The sequence below is a fragment of the Microcoleus anatoxicus genome, assembly GCF_042465725.1.
In the GTDB taxonomy this organism is placed as follows: domain Bacteria; phylum Cyanobacteriota; class Cyanobacteriia; order Cyanobacteriales; family Microcoleaceae; genus Microcoleus; species Microcoleus anatoxicus.
Map to the genome: position 1 here is coordinate 5,137,117 of NZ_CP120853.1, position 20,713 is coordinate 5,157,829.

The 20,713-nt window shown below is 45.5% G+C and carries 18 protein-coding genes and 1 pseudogene; 7 read left to right on the plus strand and 12 right to left on the minus strand.

Annotation, left to right across the window (positions count from 1 at the left end; all coding sequences use genetic code 11):
- Positions 1-169: 169 nt before the first annotated feature.
- Positions 170-952 carry an ABC transporter ATP-binding protein gene (locus P2A85_RS22250; protein ID WP_377475557.1) on the minus strand — a complete coding sequence of 261 codons (783 nt, stop codon included), beginning with the start codon at positions 950-952 and terminating at the stop codon, positions 170-172.
- A 165-nt stretch (positions 953-1,117) separates the two neighbouring features.
- Between P2A85_RS22250 and P2A85_RS22255 the strand changes: the two genes are divergently transcribed.
- Both P2A85_RS22255 and tsaE read left to right on the plus strand, forming a co-directional pair.
- Entirely contained in the window at positions 1,118-2,518 is a 1,401-nt protein-coding gene (locus P2A85_RS22255) for a gluconeogenesis factor YvcK family protein (protein WP_341730442.1), read from the plus strand.
- 4 nt (positions 2,519-2,522) lie between these two features.
- A complete protein-coding gene (gene tsaE / locus P2A85_RS22260) occupies positions 2,523-3,002 on the plus strand; it encodes a tRNA (adenosine(37)-N6)-threonylcarbamoyltransferase complex ATPase subunit type 1 TsaE (protein ID WP_377475558.1) in 480 nt (159 codons plus the stop codon).
- A 525-nt stretch (positions 3,003-3,527) separates the two neighbouring features.
- Here tsaE and P2A85_RS22265 read toward each other — a convergent pair.
- Positions 3,528-4,202, minus strand: a complete 675-nt coding sequence (locus P2A85_RS22265) for an aminotransferase class IV (protein ID WP_377475559.1) — start codon at positions 4,200-4,202, stop codon at positions 3,528-3,530.
- Positions 4,203-4,241: 39 nt separating this feature from the next.
- Positions 4,242-4,460, minus strand: a complete 219-nt coding sequence (locus P2A85_RS22270; protein ID WP_377475560.1) for a hypothetical protein — start codon at positions 4,458-4,460, stop codon at positions 4,242-4,244.
- 398 nt (positions 4,461-4,858) lie between these two features.
- Between P2A85_RS22270 and P2A85_RS22275 the strand changes: the two genes are divergently transcribed.
- On the plus strand, positions 4,859-5,497 hold the full coding sequence (locus tag P2A85_RS22275; RefSeq protein WP_377475561.1) for a transaldolase family protein: 639 nt from the start codon (positions 4,859-4,861) through the stop codon (positions 5,495-5,497).
- Positions 5,498-5,504: 7 nt separating this feature from the next.
- Here P2A85_RS22275 and P2A85_RS22280 read toward each other — a convergent pair whose 3' ends face one another.
- From P2A85_RS22280 to P2A85_RS22300, 5 genes are all read right to left on the minus strand, one after another.
- The gene (locus P2A85_RS22280) at positions 5,505-7,574 is read right to left on the minus strand and encodes a protein kinase (RefSeq protein WP_377475562.1); all 2,070 of its coding nucleotides are present in this window, start codon (positions 7,572-7,574) and stop codon (positions 5,505-5,507) included.
- A 520-nt stretch (positions 7,575-8,094) separates the two neighbouring features.
- Positions 8,095-9,216 (minus strand): calcium/proton exchanger, encoded by a 1,122-nt coding sequence (cax, locus tag P2A85_RS22285; RefSeq protein ID WP_377475563.1) that lies wholly within the window; start codon positions 9,214-9,216, stop codon positions 8,095-8,097.
- Positions 9,217-9,387: 171 nt separating this feature from the next.
- A complete protein-coding gene (locus tag P2A85_RS22290) occupies positions 9,388-10,452 on the minus strand; it encodes a protein kinase (protein WP_377475564.1) in 1,065 nt (354 codons plus the stop codon).
- 362 nt (positions 10,453-10,814) lie between these two features.
- The gene (locus P2A85_RS22295) at positions 10,815-11,354 is read right to left on the minus strand and encodes a GIY-YIG nuclease family protein (protein WP_377475565.1); all 540 of its coding nucleotides are present in this window, start codon (positions 11,352-11,354) and stop codon (positions 10,815-10,817) included.
- A gap of 82 nt (positions 11,355-11,436) precedes the next feature.
- On the minus strand, positions 11,437-11,763 hold the full coding sequence (locus tag P2A85_RS22300) for a hypothetical protein (RefSeq protein WP_341735866.1): 327 nt from the start codon (positions 11,761-11,763) through the stop codon (positions 11,437-11,439).
- A gap of 155 nt (positions 11,764-11,918) precedes the next feature.
- On the opposite strand from P2A85_RS22300, the gene P2A85_RS22305 reads away from it, so the two are divergent.
- The gene (locus tag P2A85_RS22305) at positions 11,919-12,710 is read left to right on the plus strand and encodes a hypothetical protein (protein ID WP_377475566.1); all 792 of its coding nucleotides are present in this window, start codon (positions 11,919-11,921) and stop codon (positions 12,708-12,710) included.
- A 114-nt stretch (positions 12,711-12,824) separates the two neighbouring features.
- Here P2A85_RS22305 and P2A85_RS22310 read toward each other — a convergent pair whose 3' ends face one another.
- The 3 genes from P2A85_RS22310 to P2A85_RS22320 form a co-directional block, all read right to left on the minus strand.
- On the minus strand, positions 12,825-13,688 hold the full coding sequence (locus P2A85_RS22310; protein ID WP_377475567.1) for a sulfite exporter TauE/SafE family protein: 864 nt from the start codon (positions 13,686-13,688) through the stop codon (positions 12,825-12,827).
- A gap of 132 nt (positions 13,689-13,820) precedes the next feature.
- On the minus strand, positions 13,821-14,663 hold the full coding sequence (locus P2A85_RS22315; protein WP_340517451.1) for a pentapeptide repeat-containing protein: 843 nt from the start codon (positions 14,661-14,663) through the stop codon (positions 13,821-13,823).
- Positions 14,664-14,815: 152 nt separating this feature from the next.
- Positions 14,816-15,043, minus strand: a complete 228-nt coding sequence (locus P2A85_RS22320) for a zinc ribbon domain-containing protein (RefSeq protein ID WP_377481639.1) — start codon at positions 15,041-15,043, stop codon at positions 14,816-14,818.
- A 461-nt stretch (positions 15,044-15,504) separates the two neighbouring features.
- Between P2A85_RS22320 and P2A85_RS22325 the strand changes: the two are divergent.
- Positions 15,505-15,705, plus strand: a pseudogene (locus P2A85_RS22325) (RNA-guided endonuclease TnpB family protein); the annotation flags it as partial.
- Positions 15,706-15,879: 174 nt separating this feature from the next.
- Positions 15,880-17,565, plus strand: a complete 1,686-nt coding sequence (ilvD, locus tag P2A85_RS22330) for a dihydroxy-acid dehydratase (protein WP_377475568.1) — start codon at positions 15,880-15,882, stop codon at positions 17,563-17,565.
- Between the two features lie 459 nt (positions 17,566-18,024).
- Here ilvD and P2A85_RS22335 read toward each other — a convergent pair whose 3' ends face one another.
- Entirely contained in the window at positions 18,025-18,555 is a 531-nt protein-coding gene (locus P2A85_RS22335) for a DUF937 domain-containing protein (protein WP_377475569.1), read from the minus strand.
- A gap of 88 nt (positions 18,556-18,643) precedes the next feature.
- On the opposite strand from P2A85_RS22335, the gene P2A85_RS22340 reads away from it, so the two are divergent.
- Positions 18,644-20,287 carry a YcjF family protein gene (locus P2A85_RS22340; protein WP_377475570.1) on the plus strand — a complete coding sequence of 548 codons (1,644 nt, stop codon included), beginning with the start codon at positions 18,644-18,646 and terminating at the stop codon, positions 20,285-20,287.
- Positions 20,288-20,713 lie beyond the last annotated feature (426 nt).

Here is a 20,713-nt window from a genome sequence, read left to right on the forward strand (position 1 = left end):
CCTCGCTCCTAATAACTAATGACTGCTGACTAATGACTGCTGACTAATGACAATTGACTAATGACTAATAACTGCTGACTAATAACTGCTGACTAATGACTGCTGACTAATGACTAATGACTGCTGACAATTGACTAATGACTAATGACTAATGACTAATGACAATTGACTATCCAATGACTTGAATCGGCCCAGTAACGCTGCCACTAAAAAATTGTTGAATTAATAAATTATCTGTCGTCGCAATGTCGCTGACTTGGCCCTCCCACTGCACCTTACCTCGATACAGAAACACGATGCGATCGGCTGTGCGACGGATGGTACTGTCTTGGTGAGTGACGATCGCATAAGTGCTGCAAACACCCTGAGCCCTCTGCAAATCGCGGATTAAATCTTCAATTACCGTCGAAGCAATGGGATCTAACCCCGCCGTCGGTTCGTCGTACAACAAAACCTCTGGATTATCCCTAGCATTATCAGGATTAGCCATAATGGCACGGGCAAAACTGACCCGCTTTCGCATTCCCCCAGACAACTGGGCTGGATAGCGATCGCCAATTTTGGGCAAACCCACCATCTCCAATTTTTCCTCCACCAATTCCCGAATCCGGCGACGCGACAGCTTAGAATGCTGGTAAAGTAAAAAACCAACATTCTCTTCCACCGTCAGCGAATCAAACAAAGCCGCTTGCTGAAACACCATCCCAATCCCGATCGGATCGGTCACGTCGTCCACCCATCCTATCCTGCGCTGTCCCTGAACAAAAACCTCACCGGCATCTGGAACCAGCAAACCCGCAATTATCCGCAAAATCGTAGATTTTCCAGTCCCGGAAGGGCCAATAATTGCCAGGGCCTCTCCCCGATAAATCTTCAGATCGACTCCATCAAGGATTGGAGTTTGATTGAAGGACTTACTTATCCCCTTGAGTTCGATTAACGGCTCAGCCATAAGATGCGATTAAGATGTTATCATTCCCCAGTCATCAGTCTAGCTATTGACTCTCTCAGTCTTGACTAATGATTAATAACTTAAATTGACTGTCAGAATCAAAACTCTCTTGTATTCTAAATTTGTCAGGTTTAGCTGTTCCAATACCCTTAAGACTAATTAACCATGTCAATTAGTTCATTTCCCAAAGCCCTGCGTGTTTGGGCTAAAACGAGACAGGTTGTCACCAAATCCAGAAATCCTTACCCTTCCTCTTTGCGAAACGGGCGAGTTCACCAGTGGTTTAAGTGGTTATCCCCCGGACTGTTGGTGAAACGCTGGCTGCTGATCAGTGCTAGCGGTGTGGTACTTGCCAGTTTGGGTTTAGCAATCTGGACTGGGATGACTCCCATTTTCTTTTTGTTGCAATTGTTGAGAAATTTTTTGGCGTGGATTGCGGAAGTCGTTCCCAATTACATATCGGGTCCCCTAGTCATCGCCACCGGGATTTTGTTGATTCTGTGGGGACAAACCCGCAGTTTGAACTCAATTACTCAAGTGCTCATGCCCGAAGGAAACGAGGAATTGGTCGATCGACTCCTCAATCACCGCAGGTTGCACCGCGGACCGAAAATAGTCGCCCTCGGTGGCGGTACGGGTCTGTCCAATTTGCTGAGAGGATTGAAGGACTATAGTGCCAAAATCACTGCTATTGTCACCGTTGCCGATGACGGTGGGTCTTCGGGGCGGCTGCGGCGAGAAATTGGGGTGCTACCACCGGGTGATATTCGCAATTGTTTGGCTGCTTTGGCTGATGAGGAAAAGTTATTGACTGAGTTGTTTCAATATCGTTTTCGGGCCGGTGACGGTTTGGTTGGTCACAGTTTTGGGAATTTGTTTTTGACGGCGATGAGTGATATTGCTGGAGACTTGGAACAGGCGATCGCCGCTAGTTCTAAAGTTTTAGCCGTGAGGGGGGAAGTGCTGCCGGCTACTCTGAGCGATGTTTCTTTGTGGGCAGAACTGGCAGACGGCCGGAGAATCGAGGGGGAGTCCAGCATTACCAAAGCTAACGGGCAAATCCTCAAAATAGGCTGCACTCCTGCTAATCCTCCGGCTTTGCCGAGGGCTGTGGAAGGGCTTCAGGAAGCTGATTTTATGATTATTGGGCCAGGGAGTCTGTATACCAGTGTAATTCCGAATTTGTTGGTGCCGGAAATTGCTGAGGCGATCGCCAATAGTCAAGTTCCGCGCATTTATGTCTGCAATATTATGACTCAGCCGGGGGAAACTGATGGATATACGGTAGCGGATCATATTCGGGCGATCGACCGTGCTTGCGGCCGGCCACTATTTGATGCTGTAGTAGTTCAAGGAAAAGTCCCTTCTGCAAAGGCTTTGATCCGTTATTCTCAGGAGAATTCCTATCCTGTGGTACTCGATCGAGAAGCGGTAACGCAATTGGGGCGGCGAATTGTGATTGCGAATGTGATGGATGAAGATGAAAATACCGGTTTAATTCGTCACAATTCTCAGAGATTAGCTGGGATGTTGCTGCGTTGGTACAGTCGCGCCCAAAATATTTAAATTAATGACTAAAATCCTACTTTCTCTTCCCGATGCTGAAGCTACGCGCAAGTTGGGTGTAACATTAGGGCGATCGCTCCCCGCCGGCACTGTCATCTTATTAGAAGGAGATTTGGGCGCTGGAAAAACTACTTTAGTTCAAGGAATAGCTGAAGGTTTAGAAATTCAAGACTCCATTGAAAGTCCTACTTTTACCCTCATTAACGAGTATTTAACAGGGAGAATTCCTCTTTATCATTTAGACTTGTATCGCTTAGAAACAGAGGAAGTGGAGGCTTTGCATTTAGAAAGTTATTGGGACGGATTAGAAATGGATTTGGGAATTGTAGCGATTGAATGGGCGGAAAAATTGCCCTACAAACCAGATAATTATTTGCAAATTTGTTTAAATTATTGCGATAGTGGGCGACAAATTGAATTGATTGGTAATTGGCAATTACAGGATTTGCCATTATACAATCCTGATTCATTCCATCACCCGTAGGGGCGAAGCATTTGGGTGAAAAATCCTATATGATATGGGTAGGGTTTGCTGAATAATAGATCGCAAAGTAAGAGTAGGAGCGATCGATATATTCAAGCTCGATTTAATATAAGTCTTTTGTGTATTAATCCACTCCAATTATAATGGGAGATTATCTTCAACCCAAAAAGTTGAGATGGCAGACGATAAGTTCCCTGATGGTTGATACGTAGGAAAGGATGCCATCCCACACTTTTAATCAATTGATCAAGCCAATCAGCATACAATCCTCGATCGACAGTAAAGGAGCAAAACAACTACGAACATCCAACTCACGACGGTGAAGTCCTTTTTTGGCTGGGGCTTCCTGATACTACCTCCTTGTAAAAAACCTACACCTGTCAGCATAGGGGAGGGGGGATGGGGGAAGGGTAATGCGGCACTTGGGATCCAGCGTAGTCGAAGTATGGGGCCTAGGGCATTACCTATTACCAATTACCTATTACCAATTACCTATTACCAATTCTCGATATTATCTCAAATCCGCTAAATTTCAAATCGATTGACTTTCCAAACATCTTGATTTTGCTCTTTTTTGAGCCTAATCCAGCCTCGAACAGAGTTCATCAGAAATAAAGTCTCGCTATGGCGCAAATCTTCTAATGCGATCGACTCTTCTCGGATTTTTCCTTCTGCAATTAGTTGAGCCCTAAAAGTCCCTGGTAATAAACCACACTCCACAGGAGGTGTGATTAACCCTGTGGGAGTTTCGATCGCAATATTGGCGATCGTTGATTCAGTCATCTCTCCTTTTTCATTCCATAGCAACACATCCTGATATTCGGGTTGTGACTCCAAAGCTATTGTATAAGGTAAGCGGTAAGTTGTCTTATGGTACAAAAATGGGATTTGAGAATCCATCGGTTTCCTGGCAATTCCCACAGATGCACCAATTTTTAAGATACCACGCTCTAGGGTCTGAGCTTGTAATGTTAGTTTACCATCCCTAGATACTGTTAATCTTACTTTTTTTTCGATATTTCCCAAGGTGAGAGTTAATGATTGTAAGGAATTGTAGACTTGTGTTAATGATAGATTAAAATTAAAATATTCAGCCGATCGCTCTAATCTTTCAAGATGTCTATTTAGTAAAAAATAGCCCTGATTTGGTTCCCACAAAAGTGATTCCAATAATTCAAAATTTGGCAGTTTTTCAAGCATTTAGACCATCGTGAATAAGTTACTCAACCCATGTTGATTTTACTTGCGTTGAGACAGTTCTGCCATCGACCAAGTGAAACTGACCATCATCAAACGGGCTAGAGCCTTTAAACGGTCTTCACCATGACTCCCAAATACTTGGGACGCAGTTTTAGAGTTCACATTGACAGGCAATTCTTCCGCAGTTACTATTGATTGTTCCCAGTCCGCATCTGATGTTCCTAGTCCCAATGGAGGCTGATTCTGTTTGTGGCTCATTTTGACTCACTTCCTTGACTTATTCGATACCTAAGCCCTACTACAAATGCCAACTATGTGTATCCGGCATTTTGCCATATCATTTAATTTCAAAAAAATCACAATTTCCCAATTTCCATTATTTTATTTAGCTATACCAATCCTAAATCATTTGTGAATTTCTTACTCCCTCCCCGCGGCTTCGGGGAGGGTTGGGGTGGGGTAAAAAAATTACGACTCCTGCAAGGATTGCTATATGTGACTAAAATTACTAAAGTGTGATGATTACCTAATGGTAATATGCTCGAAAAGCTGGTATGCTAAAACCCTAGGAATACAATTCCCAGATAATTTTAGGCAACTTACGATCGAACTCAAACTCCGTCTCTCTAAATTAGTAAATTTAAGGTGTAGAACCAATGGCAATTTATGTCGATACCGCGATTATAACAGAAGCCCAGTTAGCCAGTCAGTGGGGATGGGTAGGGGGAATTACTACCAATCCTACACTTTTGGCAAAAAGCAATTTCTCTCCCGCAGTGACGCTACAAGAACTGGCACAAATCATTCCAGGGGAATTGTATTATCAGCTAACAGCATCTGATTTTGATGGGATGGTAGCAGAAGGAAAAGCAGCTTTTGAATTAATTGGACAGCAAACAGTCTTAAAAATTCCCGCCACAATCCCCGGTTTCCAAGCAGTAGCACACCTATCACCGGAAATTCCTTGCGCGGTTACAGCTATTTACAGCCCCTCCCAAGCGGTTGTGTCAGCAGAAGCTGGGGCAAAATATGCGATCGCCTATGTGAATCGCGCCACCAGACTTTTGGGAGACGGTTTTGCTTTAGTGCGGGACATGGCAAATGTCTTGAAAAAAACTAATACTGAAATTTTAGCAGCTAGCATTAAATCGCCGGAAGAAGCGGTGCAGACTTTATTAGCTGGTGCCCATCATTTGACATTGCCTTTGGATGTATTGCAAGCGATCGCCATTCATGAATTGTCACAGCAAACTGTGGATGAATTTGCCAAAAACGGGCGGGGAATTGTTTCGTAATCTCGTTCTAAGGAATTCGCCAAATCTTAATCGTGCGATCGGGACTAGCACTGACTAAGATTTTGCTATTTTTACTAATCGCAATAGAATTCACAAACTGACTGTGACCAGAAAGAGTGCTTCTTTCTTGTCCGGTCTTGACATCCCAAACTATAATATCCGCACCACCACTGATTAAAGAGCGGTTATCCGGGCTAAAAGCGATCGCCCTGACCCAACTTCCATGCCCTTCCAGCGTGCGAGTCCGTTTCCCATTTTGTGCGTTCCACAAACGGATAGTATTGTCACTGCTACCACTAGCCACAACTTGCCCATTGGGGCTAAAAGCCACCGCATTCACAGCCCGCCCATGACCGGCGAGAATTCTTCTGACATCTCCGCTTTTGACACTCCACAAACGTACAGTCTTGTCTTCGCTACCGCTAGCCAAAGTTTGACCGTCTGGGCTAAAGGCGATCGCATTTACTCCTCCCCCGTGACCAATCAAAGTCAACAACTTACTTCCCGTTCTGACATTCCACAACCGAACAGTTTTATCATCACTAGCACTAGCCATAGTCTGACCGTCTCGGCTGAAAGCGATCGCATTCACCCCGCGGCTGTGAGCGGGAATTGTCAGCATCCGCCGACCGTTTTTTAAATCCCACAAAATCACATTATTATCGTCGCCACCACTAGCTAAAATTTGACCATTGGGACTCACTGCCACAGCATTCACCGATTTTTTAGAATGCACTTGATTGAGCGTCCGCACCACCTCTCCCGTCGTCAGATTCCAAATTCTAATCGTGCCAAAACTGGCACTGACCAAAGTTTTACCATCCGCAGAAAGGGCGATGTTATTTACACTCCCGACATTATCCAAACTATTTTCCAAAAACTGACTGCTAGGCAAACTAGAAAGCAGCCACATGGGATTTGCCGGAAACACCTTATAACGCAGGGAACCGTAAATTTGAGACCCGCCCACAGCCACCAGTAAAACAGCAGCGCCAGCCAGCAACTTGTTTTTCCACTTAAACCGGTCTAGACCAGACTTGTTCAAGCCAGAGTTCAGCGGTCTGAGCTTTTTTCCCGAACTCTGCTTAGTCATCCCAGACACGCCAGGATTCGCCCGAATTTTAGTTTGACCAGTCGTCGGTAACTGAGTTGGCAACTCAGGCTCCCCCTCATCCAGATTAATTTCTTCCAAGCACTGTAAAACAACCTGTGGACTTTGAGGTCGATTTCCCGGAAAAGGCGCCATCAAATAGTCAATCACATTCGCCACAGCATCGGAAACTTGAGGAGCCCCTTTGCGCCACATCAATTTACCCGTGCGTGGATTCTCAGGAAAAGCCGTCGGTGGTTTCCCCGTCAGTAAATAAACAAAAGTGCGTCCCAGAGCAAAAAAATCTGACTGCGGAACGGCCTTACCATTGGTTTGTTCCGGCGGTGTGTAACCAGGAGAAACAATACCCGTCACATTTCCGCCCTGACCCACTTTGGCGAAATAAGTCGCCGACACTTCCCTAGCAGTCCCGAAGTCAATCAGCACCAACTGACCGTTTGGCTTGCACATAATATTGTGCGGCTTGATGTCCCTGTGAAAATAATTCAGTCGGTGAACCAAATCTAAAATTTCCGACAGTTGTTTCAACCAATTAACAGCCAGTTCTTGAGTAATCGGGCGACCCCGATGTTTCAGCCAGTCCTGCAAATTAGCACCGGCAATTTTCTCCATGATCAGACAGTGAAAAGACTCCGTGGTGTTAGCCGGGGAAAATATAAAATAACCGTCGCGGTCTACTTTCGGAATGCCCGGATGTCTCAGCCTGACCAATACGTCGGCTTCTTGCTTAAAAAGTTCTACAGCTTTGGGATGTTCTTTGAGGAGGACTTTGAGCACTTTTCGGGTGCCGTTGTCGTCCACTTCAAAAGTTTTACCAAAACCCCCGCCTCCGAGAGGGGCGACCAAGCGATATCTACCTTGCAACAAAAGTTCTGAACCGCAGTGAAGACACGCGGACTTACCAGCATTGGCAGGATCGGAGGGATTCGGGCATTTGGGATTGAGGCAATAACTCACAGAAGCCACATAACCCTAGTTGAGGTTGCTTTATCAATGTTTACTTTAACATCTTGATACTTTCAATTCAGATTTTCTCTGACATCTGGAGAGAATCCAAATATGACACACTCTTCAGAAATATCTTTGAGCATGGTATCTAAAATTGCGATCGCACAACGACAGCGCTTTGTGTTTGTTTTTGTTGAAGACACCGGCAAAAATTGAAGACTAGGCTTATTAATTAGGCACGCTTCTATTTGCTGGTAATTAACGCTGTCATGGTCAGTTGAGACCTGTGAACGGATCGCACTTACTCTTCCATTGTACGATCGCAACGACCACTTGCAAAGGAAGACGGAAAAACGAAGCTGGAAGAGAGAGAAGAGGGGCACAGAGGGAGAGGGGGAGAGAGGGAGAGGGGGAGAGGGACTCGGCGGTTTCATTCTCAAGAAAACGATGATTGTTTAGGGGTAGCGCCTTTCTTTGCCTACCCCCCCATGCTTGCTGAGAATAAAACAGCCCTGCCCCTTCCCCCCTCCTTTTGCATCTAGGCAAGTCCGTCAATTACCGGGTGAAAATAGAACGCTAGGGCTAAAACTGCATAAGCTGCCAGCAGCAAAGTACCTTCGAGCCAGTTAGACTTACCGTCAGAACTGATCGAATTAGCAATCAGCACCGCTACCATCACCGCTACAAGCTCAAACGGATTGAAGTCCAAGTCCATCGGTTTTCCCAGGATAAAACCGGCCAAAACCAACACCGGCGCAACAAACAGAGCAATTTGCAAACTGGAACCAACTGCCACAGAAACTGACAAATCCATTTTATTTTTCATCGCCACCGTGACTGCTGTAGCGTGTTCAGCCGCGTTACCAATAATCGGAACTAAAATCACCCCAGTAAACAATGCACTCAGTCCCAAACGGGCCGTTGCTTCTTCTAGAGTACCGACTAGCAGTTCGGACTCCGCAGCTACCATCAGGGTACACACCAACAGCACCCCAATCCACAGTGGTAGATTGACTTTGTGTTCGGGATTGTCTCCTGCTAAGTTGCTTTCGGCTAGTTCTTCCAATATTTCGATCTCCGCTACCCCAGCATCGTAGAGGTAGCTATGAGTTTTCATCGAAAACAGCAGAGTCAGCACGTAGACTACGATCAGGACTACAGCCACGGCGCTGGAAAGTTTTTGCATCGTCTCAGGATCGATACCTCTAGAGGTGACATCCACTGCTGTCGGCACCAAAATTGCAATTACGGCTAAATTCATCGCCGAAGCGTTCAATCTGGCGACTATCGGCTGAAATTCTTGTTCTTTGTAGCGCAAGCCACCCAGCAACATGGCAAGCCCCATGACTAGCAACAGGTTCCCAATAATCGAACCGGTAATACTAGCTTTCACGACATCGATGAGTCCGGCATTCAGGGCGACGATACCGATAATCAGTTCCGTGGCATTTCCAAAGGTAGCGTTAAGCAAACCACCCAAATTTGGGCCCAGGACGACGGCGATTTCTTCGGTGGCAGTACCCATCCACGCAGCCAGGGGGATGATGGCTAGGGCCGATGTGATGAAGATTGTGGAGGATTCCCATTCCAGGAAGTGTCCGGCAATGGAAATCGGGATAAATAGCAGTAGACTCGAAAGAATTGTTTTTGTGTTCAGCATTGAGATTTCTGAAAGGTTCCCAACACCAAATCATAGCTTGTGGATTTATGGAAAAAACGGGTTGGGACAGGGAATTTGGTGGTGAATTGCGATCGCCCGGAGTGTCCACTTGCTAATTAATGGATAACCAGGGCGTAAGTCAAGTGTTGTAATCTCAAGGCTCTACCTCTCTTACTTATTGGGAATTAGCTGTTCCTGTTTGGCCAGAGGAATCAGTTTTTCCATGGAAGAATTGAGATTGGTTTCGGGACTTTTAAAAACAAAAGCAAAACTTGCTAAAGCTCCCAGTAATCCACCCACTAAAGTAATTTTTTTGAAATCAATTAAATCCGCCCAAAAATCTTGCTGACTATGGAATCTGAATTCCGCAACTGTGGGCAATGGTAGGGAAAAATCTGTGTCAGGAATAGCACAGAGCGCCCCTTGTATTTCTGCTAACATTTCCCTAGCAGTTGCATAGCGATCGCGCGGGTGAAACCGAATGGCCTTATCCAAAATTGCTGCCAAACTATAACTAATATTGCCAGCCAAATGCCGCCAAACAAACTCTCCTGTTTCCGCATCTACTTCTAATTCTTGAGGAATTTTGCCAGTTAGTAAATAAATCGCTGTCAATCCCAAACTAAATAAATCACTAGCATAAATTGGTCGTCCGTTTGCCTGTTCCGATGCCATAAATCCAGGAGTACCTATCAAAATAGAACGGTAACTTTCCGCAGAGTTCTCCGCTGTAGCCATCGTTTCTTTCACCGCTCCAAAATCAATCAGCACTGGCTGTCCATCTCGCTTTCTCAACAAAATATTGTCAGGCTTAATATCCCTGTGAATAATGCCATGAGCGTGAATATAATCAAGAATTTCCAATACACTGATTAATATGGATTTTACAGTTCCCTCGCTGCACAGTCCTTGTTCTTGTATCTTACGCGCCAGATTTTCCCCGTCAATCCATTCTTGAACTAAATAAAATTGCCCAGACTCTTCAAAATAAGCGTAAAGTTGGGGAATTCGATATTTCCGTTCGTTGAGTAGTTCCAAAATGGCAGCTTCCCGTTTAAACCGCTGTTGAACTAAATGTAAAATTTGAGGATTTTTAGCAGTAGGCTTTAACTGCTTGAGCACACAGCAGCGAGCTGAAGGCATTTGAGTATCTTGGGCTAGAAAAGTTTCCCCAAAACCCCCAGTGCCGAGTTTGGCAATAATGCGATAGCGGTTGTTCAAAAGAGTTGGTTTCATATCCATTGGGTATTTTGAATGTCAAGTAGATGTTCAAGGAAGAAGGCAGATGCAACAATAGCAATACGACTTACATTCATAATATTTTGGCCCCGATCAGCCCAACTTGAGAATCAATGTTTTTTGTATGGGAGAAGGAAGAAGACCCTTTGACCCTTTGACTACGCTCAGGGGAACCGGAAAGAAGGGCAGGAACCGCTAATTAAGTGGATTTACTGATTGCATCCCAAAAACTTGGTAACAACGCGCTTTCAGACCAGTCTGGTGCCCATAACTATCTCAAAAATTATCCTAAAACCAAATACCCGACTGCACAGAAGCAGTCGGATATTTAAGGGTTCATTGAAAGGGGGGGTTCTGCTTTACTTCAAATCTAGCAATCCGCTAGTTTTCAGCTTAGGATTAAATCGAATTTCTTCCGTGACACCACGGGCTTTGAGTTGAGATAAAATTTCATTTTCTACTCGCCGCGCTACATTTTTCAACAATTTATCTTTGGCAAGTTCATCGATAATAATAGCTTCATAATTTGCTATTTCTTCGACTGTCATTACAGTTTTGGTATCGATGGGATCGTTCCACTTCCCAGCATCGACACCATTACCCGCAGGCTCCGAACCGTTTTCGGCAATCCAACTTTGTCGGATATTTTCTAGAATAGTGCGGTTTGGTCGATCGATTATTTGGACTTTCAGCCAGTAGCAGTTTTGGTGTTGGCGCACTAGATATTGTTTCAGGCTGAGGTAAATATCGCGAGAATATCCCACAAATTGGAGGACTTTATCGCTGTCGAAAATCGCGCAAACGCCTATTTTTCCATGTACAAATTCTGGTAATTTTCCCTCAGCATCGATGTAGGGAAAGAATTCTAAGCTAGCTAATGTGGGAATGTCTTCTGTCATTCTATTTGAGATTTTAGATGTAATATTTGATAGTTAAATCAGAGATTAACCAGGTTTTAGCTAATTGGTAAACTGTTTTTAGCTAAGTATTAAATACTCGATAAATGGCACAGAGGCGACTGGGCTTAAAGACTTTGGCTTGGAACATGAAATTAGGTGGCACATTCACGATCGCAAAATCGCTGTGATTGTGATACTTTTCAAACTCCGCAGGCATGCCCTTGGGAGTCTCGGTGCTGTAAGGGACTGGCTGAAAAAGTAAGTTGGTAAACTCAATGCGCGAGCAGTGCAATTGTTGTGCTACTTGTGTCTGGAAACTTTCAGCGGTTAATAAACTCAACAGTACAGCTTTAGCACTCGGTTCGAGGACAAAACTGCCGTCATAGCTTTCAATAATTTTGAGACCCATTTTTTTATACCTCCTGACTGGTGACTGACAGACTGATTTCTGATTTTGGATGTAGGATTTGGATGTAGGATTTTTGGTACAAGCTCTTGAGTTTAACCTAATCCCGATCGCAATCTACCACACGACTAAAAGGTTAATCCGCAACTATGCAGAAAATGAACGACGTATCATTCCCAGCCCTCAGAAGCTCGTCAAACCAGCGAGACTGGGTAGAAGTGGCAGAATACGCATCCATAGCCGGTTCAGCTATTGGCACGATTATCGCAGGATTGTCGGGGCAAATTATCTACGCTGCGGCTCCTTTAACCGCTGCACTGTCGCTGAATTTCCTCAATCGCCAACGCTTCGAGCAAAAAATGCAGCTAAAGGCAAATTCTGCGATCGCAGGCGTAGAATTGACAGTAAAGTCCCTCCAACAGCAAGTTCAGACACTTCCGGGAGACTCGAAGGAACTATATACCACCGTCTCTGACTTGCAGCAGCAACTTCGCAGTTTAGAATCCCACGCCATCCCTGATATACAGGCCATCCTGACTTCCCTGCAACAGCAAATGCAGGCGCATCCGGCTGACTCTGAGGAAATTGACACTATCCTCGGAGAGTTGCAGCAAAAACTCGTCGGTTTGGAAAATAGAGCCCTGACAGAATTAGATTGGGAAAATGTGAATGTCCGGTTTTTGTTGATGGACGAAAAGTTAACGCAAGTTAAAAATATGACAGCACAGTTGCAGCAGCGATCGGAGGAGGTAGACTTGAATCAAATCCAAAGTTCCCTGGGGCAATTGCAAGTTTTGCTCGATCGACCCACCATAGATGTAGCGACACTGCAAACCGAGATTCAGCAATTGCAAGAGCAAGTTTCCCAATTGCAGCGACAAAATCAACAAATTGTCAAGCCTTATTTGCAGCGCCTGACTCGCGCCGTGAAGCAGCTATCGGTAAAGTAGTGATACCAAATCCTCTCTTCATCGTCCTGTATTAAACTCTCTCTTCTCTTCCTTCGCGTCCTTAGCGCCTTCGCGGTTAAATCATTCCGATACAACCGGAATTGATATGAAAAGTTAAGTGTGAGTAAATTTTTGCCAAGCTTGCCAAAAAACATAAACCGATAAAAGTGCCAAGAGCGATCGAAAGGCTAAACTAACTAGACGATCGGACAATTTGGGCAAAAACCGAGTGCTAACCTGGGCCCCCAACAATCCACCAGCGCCCAGAATCAAACCCACATTCCACAAAACATTCCCACGCGCAGCGTGTCCCAAAGTCGCTGAAATTGCAGTGATGACAATTACGCCCAAACTCGTTTGAATAGCTGTTTTAATACTTTCTCCTAACAGCAAAATTTGCAGTGGCACCATAATCACACCCCCGCCTACACCGAACAACCCTGCTAATAAACCAGCCAAGCCACCAGTGGTAACTTTGGCCAAAGTTCGATTAAACAAAAGATGGGGATGATTCGGGATGCGGGAATCAGAAATCGGCAATGGGGAATTTTCCCCTTGTCCCGTTTGTCCTCCCATACCCTGTTGTCCCTCTGCCGACTTTTGGGACTCTTTCAGATATTTGCGAACTTGAATTAAATAAATATTCAGTAATAGCAACATCCCAAAAGCAATTAACAACAAGTAAGGGGGAAATATTCCCGCCAAATAAACACCGATTTGTGCTGTTATTACCGCGGGAAAACCAATTCCTGCTACCTGACTCAAACTGAAGTAACCCATGCGCCAATTCTGGAAACTGCCAGAAATAGCTGTAATTACGATGGAAAAACCGCTCGTAGCCACAGCTTCCACCGGTGCGTAGTTGAGAGCAACCAACAAAGGTACGAGCATCGTGCCACCGCCGATGCCCAAAAATCCTGCTAGAATTCCTGCCAAAAGTCCCGCCGCACCCAGAATCAATAATTCGCTGACAGTCATTAGTTAGTAGTTAGTAGTTAGTAGTTAGTAGTTATTTGTTATTTTTGATTCGCTTGGGGATGCTAATCACCAATAACTAATAACCAATAACATTTGTCAACGGTTAATGTTTAACAGTCAACTTACAACTTTTTAAGCATCATTAGTTGTGCCGTCAGGCATAATCGCCCGTCTTAAATCTGCATCCCGGAAGTTAGCTCGATTGAGGTTAGCATCAATCAAAACAGTTTCTACCAGTACCGCTCCGCTTAAATTAGACCAACAAAGTTGTGCGCGGTACAAATTAGCACCGCTCAAATTAGCTCCCCGGAGGCTAGACCAACTGATATTAGCGACTCTCAAATTAGCATTATTAAGATTAGCTTCGCTGAGATTAGCACCAATCATTTTTACTTCGCGCAAGTCTGCACCAGTCAGGTTGGCTCCGGTGAGAATTGCCCCGCTGAGAATTGCCTTTGTCAGATTAGCTCTTTCCAAAACCGACTCGCTGAGGATAGCATTTGTCAGGTTTACCGCTTTGAGAGTTGACCAACTCAAATTGGCTTTCATCAAATTAGTGCGGATCATGCTAGCGTCCGTTAAGTTGGCTGCAAACAAATTCGCTTCAGTAAAGTTGGCTTCGGTCAAATTAGCTTCCGTCAAGTTAGCCTTGCTCATGTTGACTTCCCTAGCCATTGAGCCACGCAGGTTCGCTCCAGTAAGGTTGGCACCACTCAGATTAGCGCGACTCAAATCAGTTCCAATCAGATTTGCTTCGCATAGGTTAGCTTCCGTCAAGTCCACCCCAGCCAGTTTCACCTCACGCAGATTGGCTCCGGTGAGGTTAGCACCTTTGAGATTCGCCTGCTGGAAATTGGCTCTGGTAAAGTTAGCCTCGCTGAGGTCTACCCCTTTGAGGTCAGCCCCCGCGAGGTTAATCTCTCGAAAAATTCTTTCTCCGGCCGCATATTGCCTCAGAATTAGATCGGCCTCCATGTGATTCGCCTCGCAATTTTTTGTTTCAAACGTTGGAGAGTGATGGGTCATACCATACACATCATCCCAGATAACCAGGGTATTCACCCTGTACACTGTAGTATCAGTATCGTTGACATACTCCCCCGGCTGAAGCACGGGGGATTCTAAGCTCAGACAGCGATTGCAGGCATAGCCTGTCTAACATAGCCTAACTTAACGGTTGATGCCCCACCAAGGAAAACAAGCAAGTTATTCTTAGCTGCATTCTCGTCTCTGTCGTTCACGCTATGACAGGACGGACATCGCCATTCTCTCGTATTCAAATCCAACTTTTTTAAGACCTGTCCACAATGATTGCAAGTCTTAGAGGATGGATACCACTGATCAATGAAGATCACCTGCTTATTTTTTTTTGGCAACCCATTCTATAATTTGGAGAAATTCGCCGAATGCAAGGTCTGAGATTTTACGTCCCCAAAGTCGTTGCATTCCTTCTCTCTGGAATTCCAATACTGATAAACGCGATGCCCAATCTTAATTCGATTGCCGCCTAAGAATTTGTAGCCAGCTTGCTTAAGAGTGAAGGATTTGTATCTGCGAACTTTCTTGAATCCGGGCGGTCTAACTCCTTTCTTGTGATGCTTAAAAAACAGTTTGTAGGCTGTCTCAATTCGTTGGCAGATATCCTGCACAGCTTGAGAGCCGACCGTTGGCCAGAACGCTTTACGCTTTCTGTAACTGTAAGAAAGGGATTCCCAATAAAAAAGGATATCCACAATTTCAGATAAATTGTCGCTCTGTTGAGTATTATAAAACTTTATTAAGTTTGTAAACGGGATTTAAACTTTTACCAAATCAGCTTTTAGGTAAGTGCCACCTCAAAATAAGTAGGTAATCGTCTTGCACCATGCAATCAAACTTGCAAGGTGGGTAGCGAGCATCAAACGACAAGATAGCTGAGGTCGATTTGAGAAGTAAAAATATGGCTCAGAATCACTGTCTGGCTAAGTCTATTAACGACGCATCTTGGTATCATTTTCGCATCTGGCTCGAATGCTTTTGAAAGGTATTTGAGAGTTTGAAACATTTCAAATGGTGGCACAAGGTAGTAGAAAGATTGACTCTAAATCAGCAAGAGGGATGATGAATTGGGCATTCTATTGAGTGTGCTATCTTGGGATTGTTTCGGAATGTGGGAGATTGTCCCAATTAATGAATGTAGGAGTATGTCACAATGCCTGAAAATTTGAGAAGCCAAGCTGTAACTGGAGGCGTACAGCGTGCGCCCAACCGGGCGATGCTGCGGGCTGTTGGTTTTGGTGATGGCGATTTCACTAAACCGATTGTGGGAATTGCTAACGGGTACAGTACGATTACACCCTGCAATATGGGATTGAACGAACTGGCTATGCGGGCGATTGCGGCGACAAAGGAAGCGGGCGCGATGCCACAGATGTTTGGTACGATTACTGTCAGCGACGGTATCTCGATGGGAACTGAAGGGATGAAATATTCTCTGGTGTCGAGAGATGTGATTGCTGATTCTATCGAAACTGCTTGCAATGGTCAAAGTATGGACGGTGTGCTGGCTGTGGGGGGTTGCGATAAGAATATGCCGGGGGCGATGATTGCGATCGCCCGCATGAATATTCCTGCTATTTTTGTCTACGGTGGCACCATTAAACCAGGACATTACAACGGACGGGATTTAACTGTGGTCAGCGCTTTTGAAGCTGTCGGTCAATTCAGCGCCGGCAAGATTGACCAAACAGAACTCACCGCAGTAGAACAAAAAGCTTGTCCGGGTGCTGGTTCTTGTGGTGGAATGTTCACAGCAAATACCATGTCGAGCGCCTTTGAGGCGATGGGGATGAGTTTGCCTTATTCTTCGACAATGGCTGCTGAGGATGCTGAAAAGGCTGACAGCGCGGCAGAATCTGCCAAAGTTTTAGTGGAGGCGGTACGCAAACAGTTGCTACCTAGCCAAATTTTGACTCGTAAAGCCTTTGAAAATGCGATCGCGGTCATCATGGCAGTAGGCGGTTCAACCAATGCTGTGCTCCATTTATTAGCTATTTCCAATGCGATCGGTGTGGAACTATCCCTGGACGATTTTGAAACAATTCGAGCCAAAGTACCAGTGCTGTGCGACCTCAAACCCAGCGGTAAATATGTAGCGACAGATTTGCACAAAGCCGGCGGCATTCCCCAAGTAATGAAAATGCTGCTAGAAAAAGGTTTACTCCACCCAGATGCGCTCACAATCACAGGAAAAACAGTTGCCGAAGTATTAGCAAATATTCCTGCGGAACCTCGCACCGACCAAGATGTGATTCGTCCTTGGAACAATCCACTTTACGCTCAAGGACACCTGGCAATTCTCAAAGGAAATTTGGCAACAGAGGGAGCCGTTGCTAAAATTACCGGAGTCAAGAAACCGACAATTACCGGCCCGGCGCGAGTATTTGAATCTGAAGAAAATTGTCTGGATGCTATTTTGGCAGGCAAGATTCAAGCGGGAGATGTGATTGTCATCCGCTACGAAGGGCCAAAAGGCGGGCCTGGAATGCGGGAAATGCTAGCACCAACTTCTGCAATTATTGGCGCTGGTTTGGGTGATTCCGTAGGGTTAATTACGGACGGCCGTTTTTCTGGCGGGACTTACGGCATGGTTGTCGGTCACGTTGCACCGGAAGCACAAGTTGGTGGCACAATTGCTCTGGTAAAAGAAGGCGATTCGATTACTATTGATGCTCAAAATCGCTTGTTGCAACTCAATGTTTCTGAGGCCGAATTGGAGCAACGACGGACTGCTTGGCAAGCTCCTGGGCCGCGTTATACCAGGGGAGTTTTGGCTAAATACGCTAAGTTGGTTTCTTCTAGCAGTATTGGTGCTGTTACTGATTTAGGTTTGGGTTAAATAAGGAATAGGGAATAGGGAATAGGGAATAGGGAATAGGGAATAGGGAATAGGGAATAGGGAATAGGGAATAGGGAATAGGGAATAGGGAATAGGGAATAGGGAATAGGGAATAGGGAATAGGGAAGAAAGTCCTTCGACTTCACAATGCCCAATTCACAATGCCGAATTCCCAATTTCCCATTCCCGCATTCCCATTGGTGTCAACTTAAGGCCAAACCCTGTCACAGACTACTGTTTGACGATTAAGGCCAGATCCCCCCTAACCCCCCTTAAGAAGGGGGGGACAGGAGTCCGATCAAAGTCCCCCTTCCCCCATCCCCCCTTGGGGGGGGCAGGGGGGGGTGGGGGGGCTAGGGGGGGGTGGGGATTTAGGGGGATCTAGACTCAGGTAAAAACCAGATTTCTCAAGGCTTTCAGGCTTAAGTTGACACCTATGCCCCATTCCCTATTGGCAAATTAACTGCGCTGAGTTAAGAAGCGACTAGCCATGGAAATTGTGTCTGTAATATCTACATCGCCGTCTCCATCTGCATCTAAAAACGCATTCAAAACTGAATTTCCCCCAGGGGCAGGATTCTGGGTGTTGCTGCCGGTTTGCAGCAAGTTGAGCACTAGGGGTACTAAAACCGGTATCATCGCTTGGACTGTGGCGTTATTCAAGCCGGTTCTTTGAGCGATATCCTGAACTATTTGGGTTAACTGGTTGTTTCCGAATAAACTCTGTACTGCTTGCGGATTGGGATTTGTGCCGCTAAATTGGTTGACAACTTGCTGTGCTTGTGCATCTCCAGATTGCGATCGCACGTCTTGTAAAGCCGATCGCACGTAGCCGCCTAAAACCGACATCGCTAACTGAGTTGTGCCCGCATCGACGCCCTGGTTGCCGCTCAACTGTTCTACTGCATTCAGAATACCGCCCAACTGATTGGGACTTGCTTGTTGGTTGGGATTGTCGATCGCACTTAAAATTTGGTCAAATAGTCCCATAATTTTGGCTCCTTACTATGATTACTCAACTATAGAAAATAAAATGTAAAAATCAAAGCATCAAGCTTTTTATTGGTCGCTCTCCCTCATGTCTTTGCCACGTCTGTTAACATTAATCGCGACTATCTGCCTCACCCTGGGGCTGGTTATTGGGCTGGTCAGTTCCTTAACTGGACTTTATACTCAAGTTGCGTGGTCTGCGTCTCCCCTGCTGGCTAATTTGCTGATTTTGGCGATCGTGGTACTTTTGGGTACGCTAATATTTGCGATTGTTTATTACTTGAATCTGCTAAAAATTCCTCAAAAAACTAAGGGAAAACGGGTGATTAAGCCCAAGGTTCCGGTGATAAAAAGTGAAGCTGCTACAGAAAATTTGAAAGCGATTCGGCAACAAGTCGATCGCATTCAAGATGAAGTAGCACGGCAAGCTTTGCTGTTAAAAGCGCGAGAAATAGAAGCTAGTATGGCTCGTGGTAGCATTCGGATAGTCGTGTTCGGTACTGGTTCTGCGGGCAAAACTTCTGCCGTGAATGCCCTGGTGGGAAGGATGGCGGGACAGGTAGGCGCGCCGATGGGAACTACGGAAGTTGAAGCAACTTACACTCTCAAATTGAAAGGGATCGATCGAGAATTAGCAATTACTGATACCCCAGGCATCTTAGAAGCGGGAGTAGCGGGCACCTACAGGGAGGAGTTAGCAAGACAGTTGGCGGCGAGGGCTGATTTGATCTTATTTGTATTGGATGGCGATTTGCGAAAATCTGAATATGAACCGCTGCGTAATTTGGCGGAAATTGGCAAAAGGTCGATCGTAGTTTTTAATAAAATAGACCTTTATCTCGACAGCGACAGAGATGAAATTCTCTCTCGACTCCGGGAACGAGTTAAGGGTTTGGTAGCGGCAATGGATGTGGTAGAAATTAGCGCTAATCCTCAACCAGTCAGGCTGGAAAACGGCACAATTTTTCAGCCCGACCCGGATATTATGCCATTAATTCGGCGCGTTGCTGCGATTTTGCGAGCGGAAGGAGAAGATTTAATTGCTGATAATATTTTGTTGCAATCTCAGCACTTGGGAGACCAAGCTCGCAAGTTAATTGATGCTCAAAGGCGCAGGCAAGCTGATAAGGTAGTGGAGCGATTTCAGTGGATTGGGGCCGGAGTCATTGCAGTAACGCCTTTGCCAGTGGTAGATTTACTAGCAACAGCAGCAGTTAACGCTCAAATGGTAGTAGAAATTAGCAAGATTTATGGTTGTGAATTAAATATCGAGCGTGCTAAAGAATTGGCATTTTCTCTGGCAAAAACCTTAGCTAGTTTGGGGATAGTTGAAGGTGTAATTCAAATAGTGTCAAGGGCACTTCAGTTAAGTGTAGCTGGGTTTGTACTTGGCAAGGCTATTCAAGCAGTTAGTGCGGCTTATTTAACTAGAATTGCGGGTAAAAGTTTTATTGAATATTTTCGACATGACCAAGATTGGGGTGACGGTGGGATTGCGGAAGTAGTGCAAAGGCAGTTTCAATTAAATCGGAAAGATGAGTTTGTGAAGGCTTTTGTTAAAGATGCGATCGCCCGCGTCGTCGAACCTTTGAATATTTATCAAAAGTCTGAGGAATCAGAATTAGAAATAGTACCAGAATTAGAATCAAAAATAGAACCGGAACCCTTGCATCATTCGCAGGAATATGAAGATTGGGAAACTTACAGTAACAAACAAAAGGATGAGTGGTAATTGGGCATTGGTAGTTGGGTATGGGGCATGGGCATTGGTGTCAACTTAACGTTAAACCCAGTCAGAGACTGCTGTTTGACTATTAAGGCCAGATCCCCCCTAGCCCCCCTTAAGAAGGGGGGGACAGGAGTCTTCTCTTTCGTCCCCCTTCCCCCCAAGGGGGGGTGGGGATTTAGGGGGATCTAGACTTGGCGTAAAACCCAGATTTCTCAAGGGTCTCAGGCTTAAGTTGACACTAATGGGGCATGGGGAACCCCCCCTGACCCCCCCACCCCCCCCTTGGGGGGATGGGGGAAGGGCATGGGGCATGGGGCACAGGAAGTTTTTTCCCTGAGCGAAGTCGAAGGGTCTTCTTCCTTCTTCCTAAATTTCCCCCCTTGGGGGGGCTGGGGGGGTGACTTCTTGCTTCTTGCTTCTTGCTTCTTG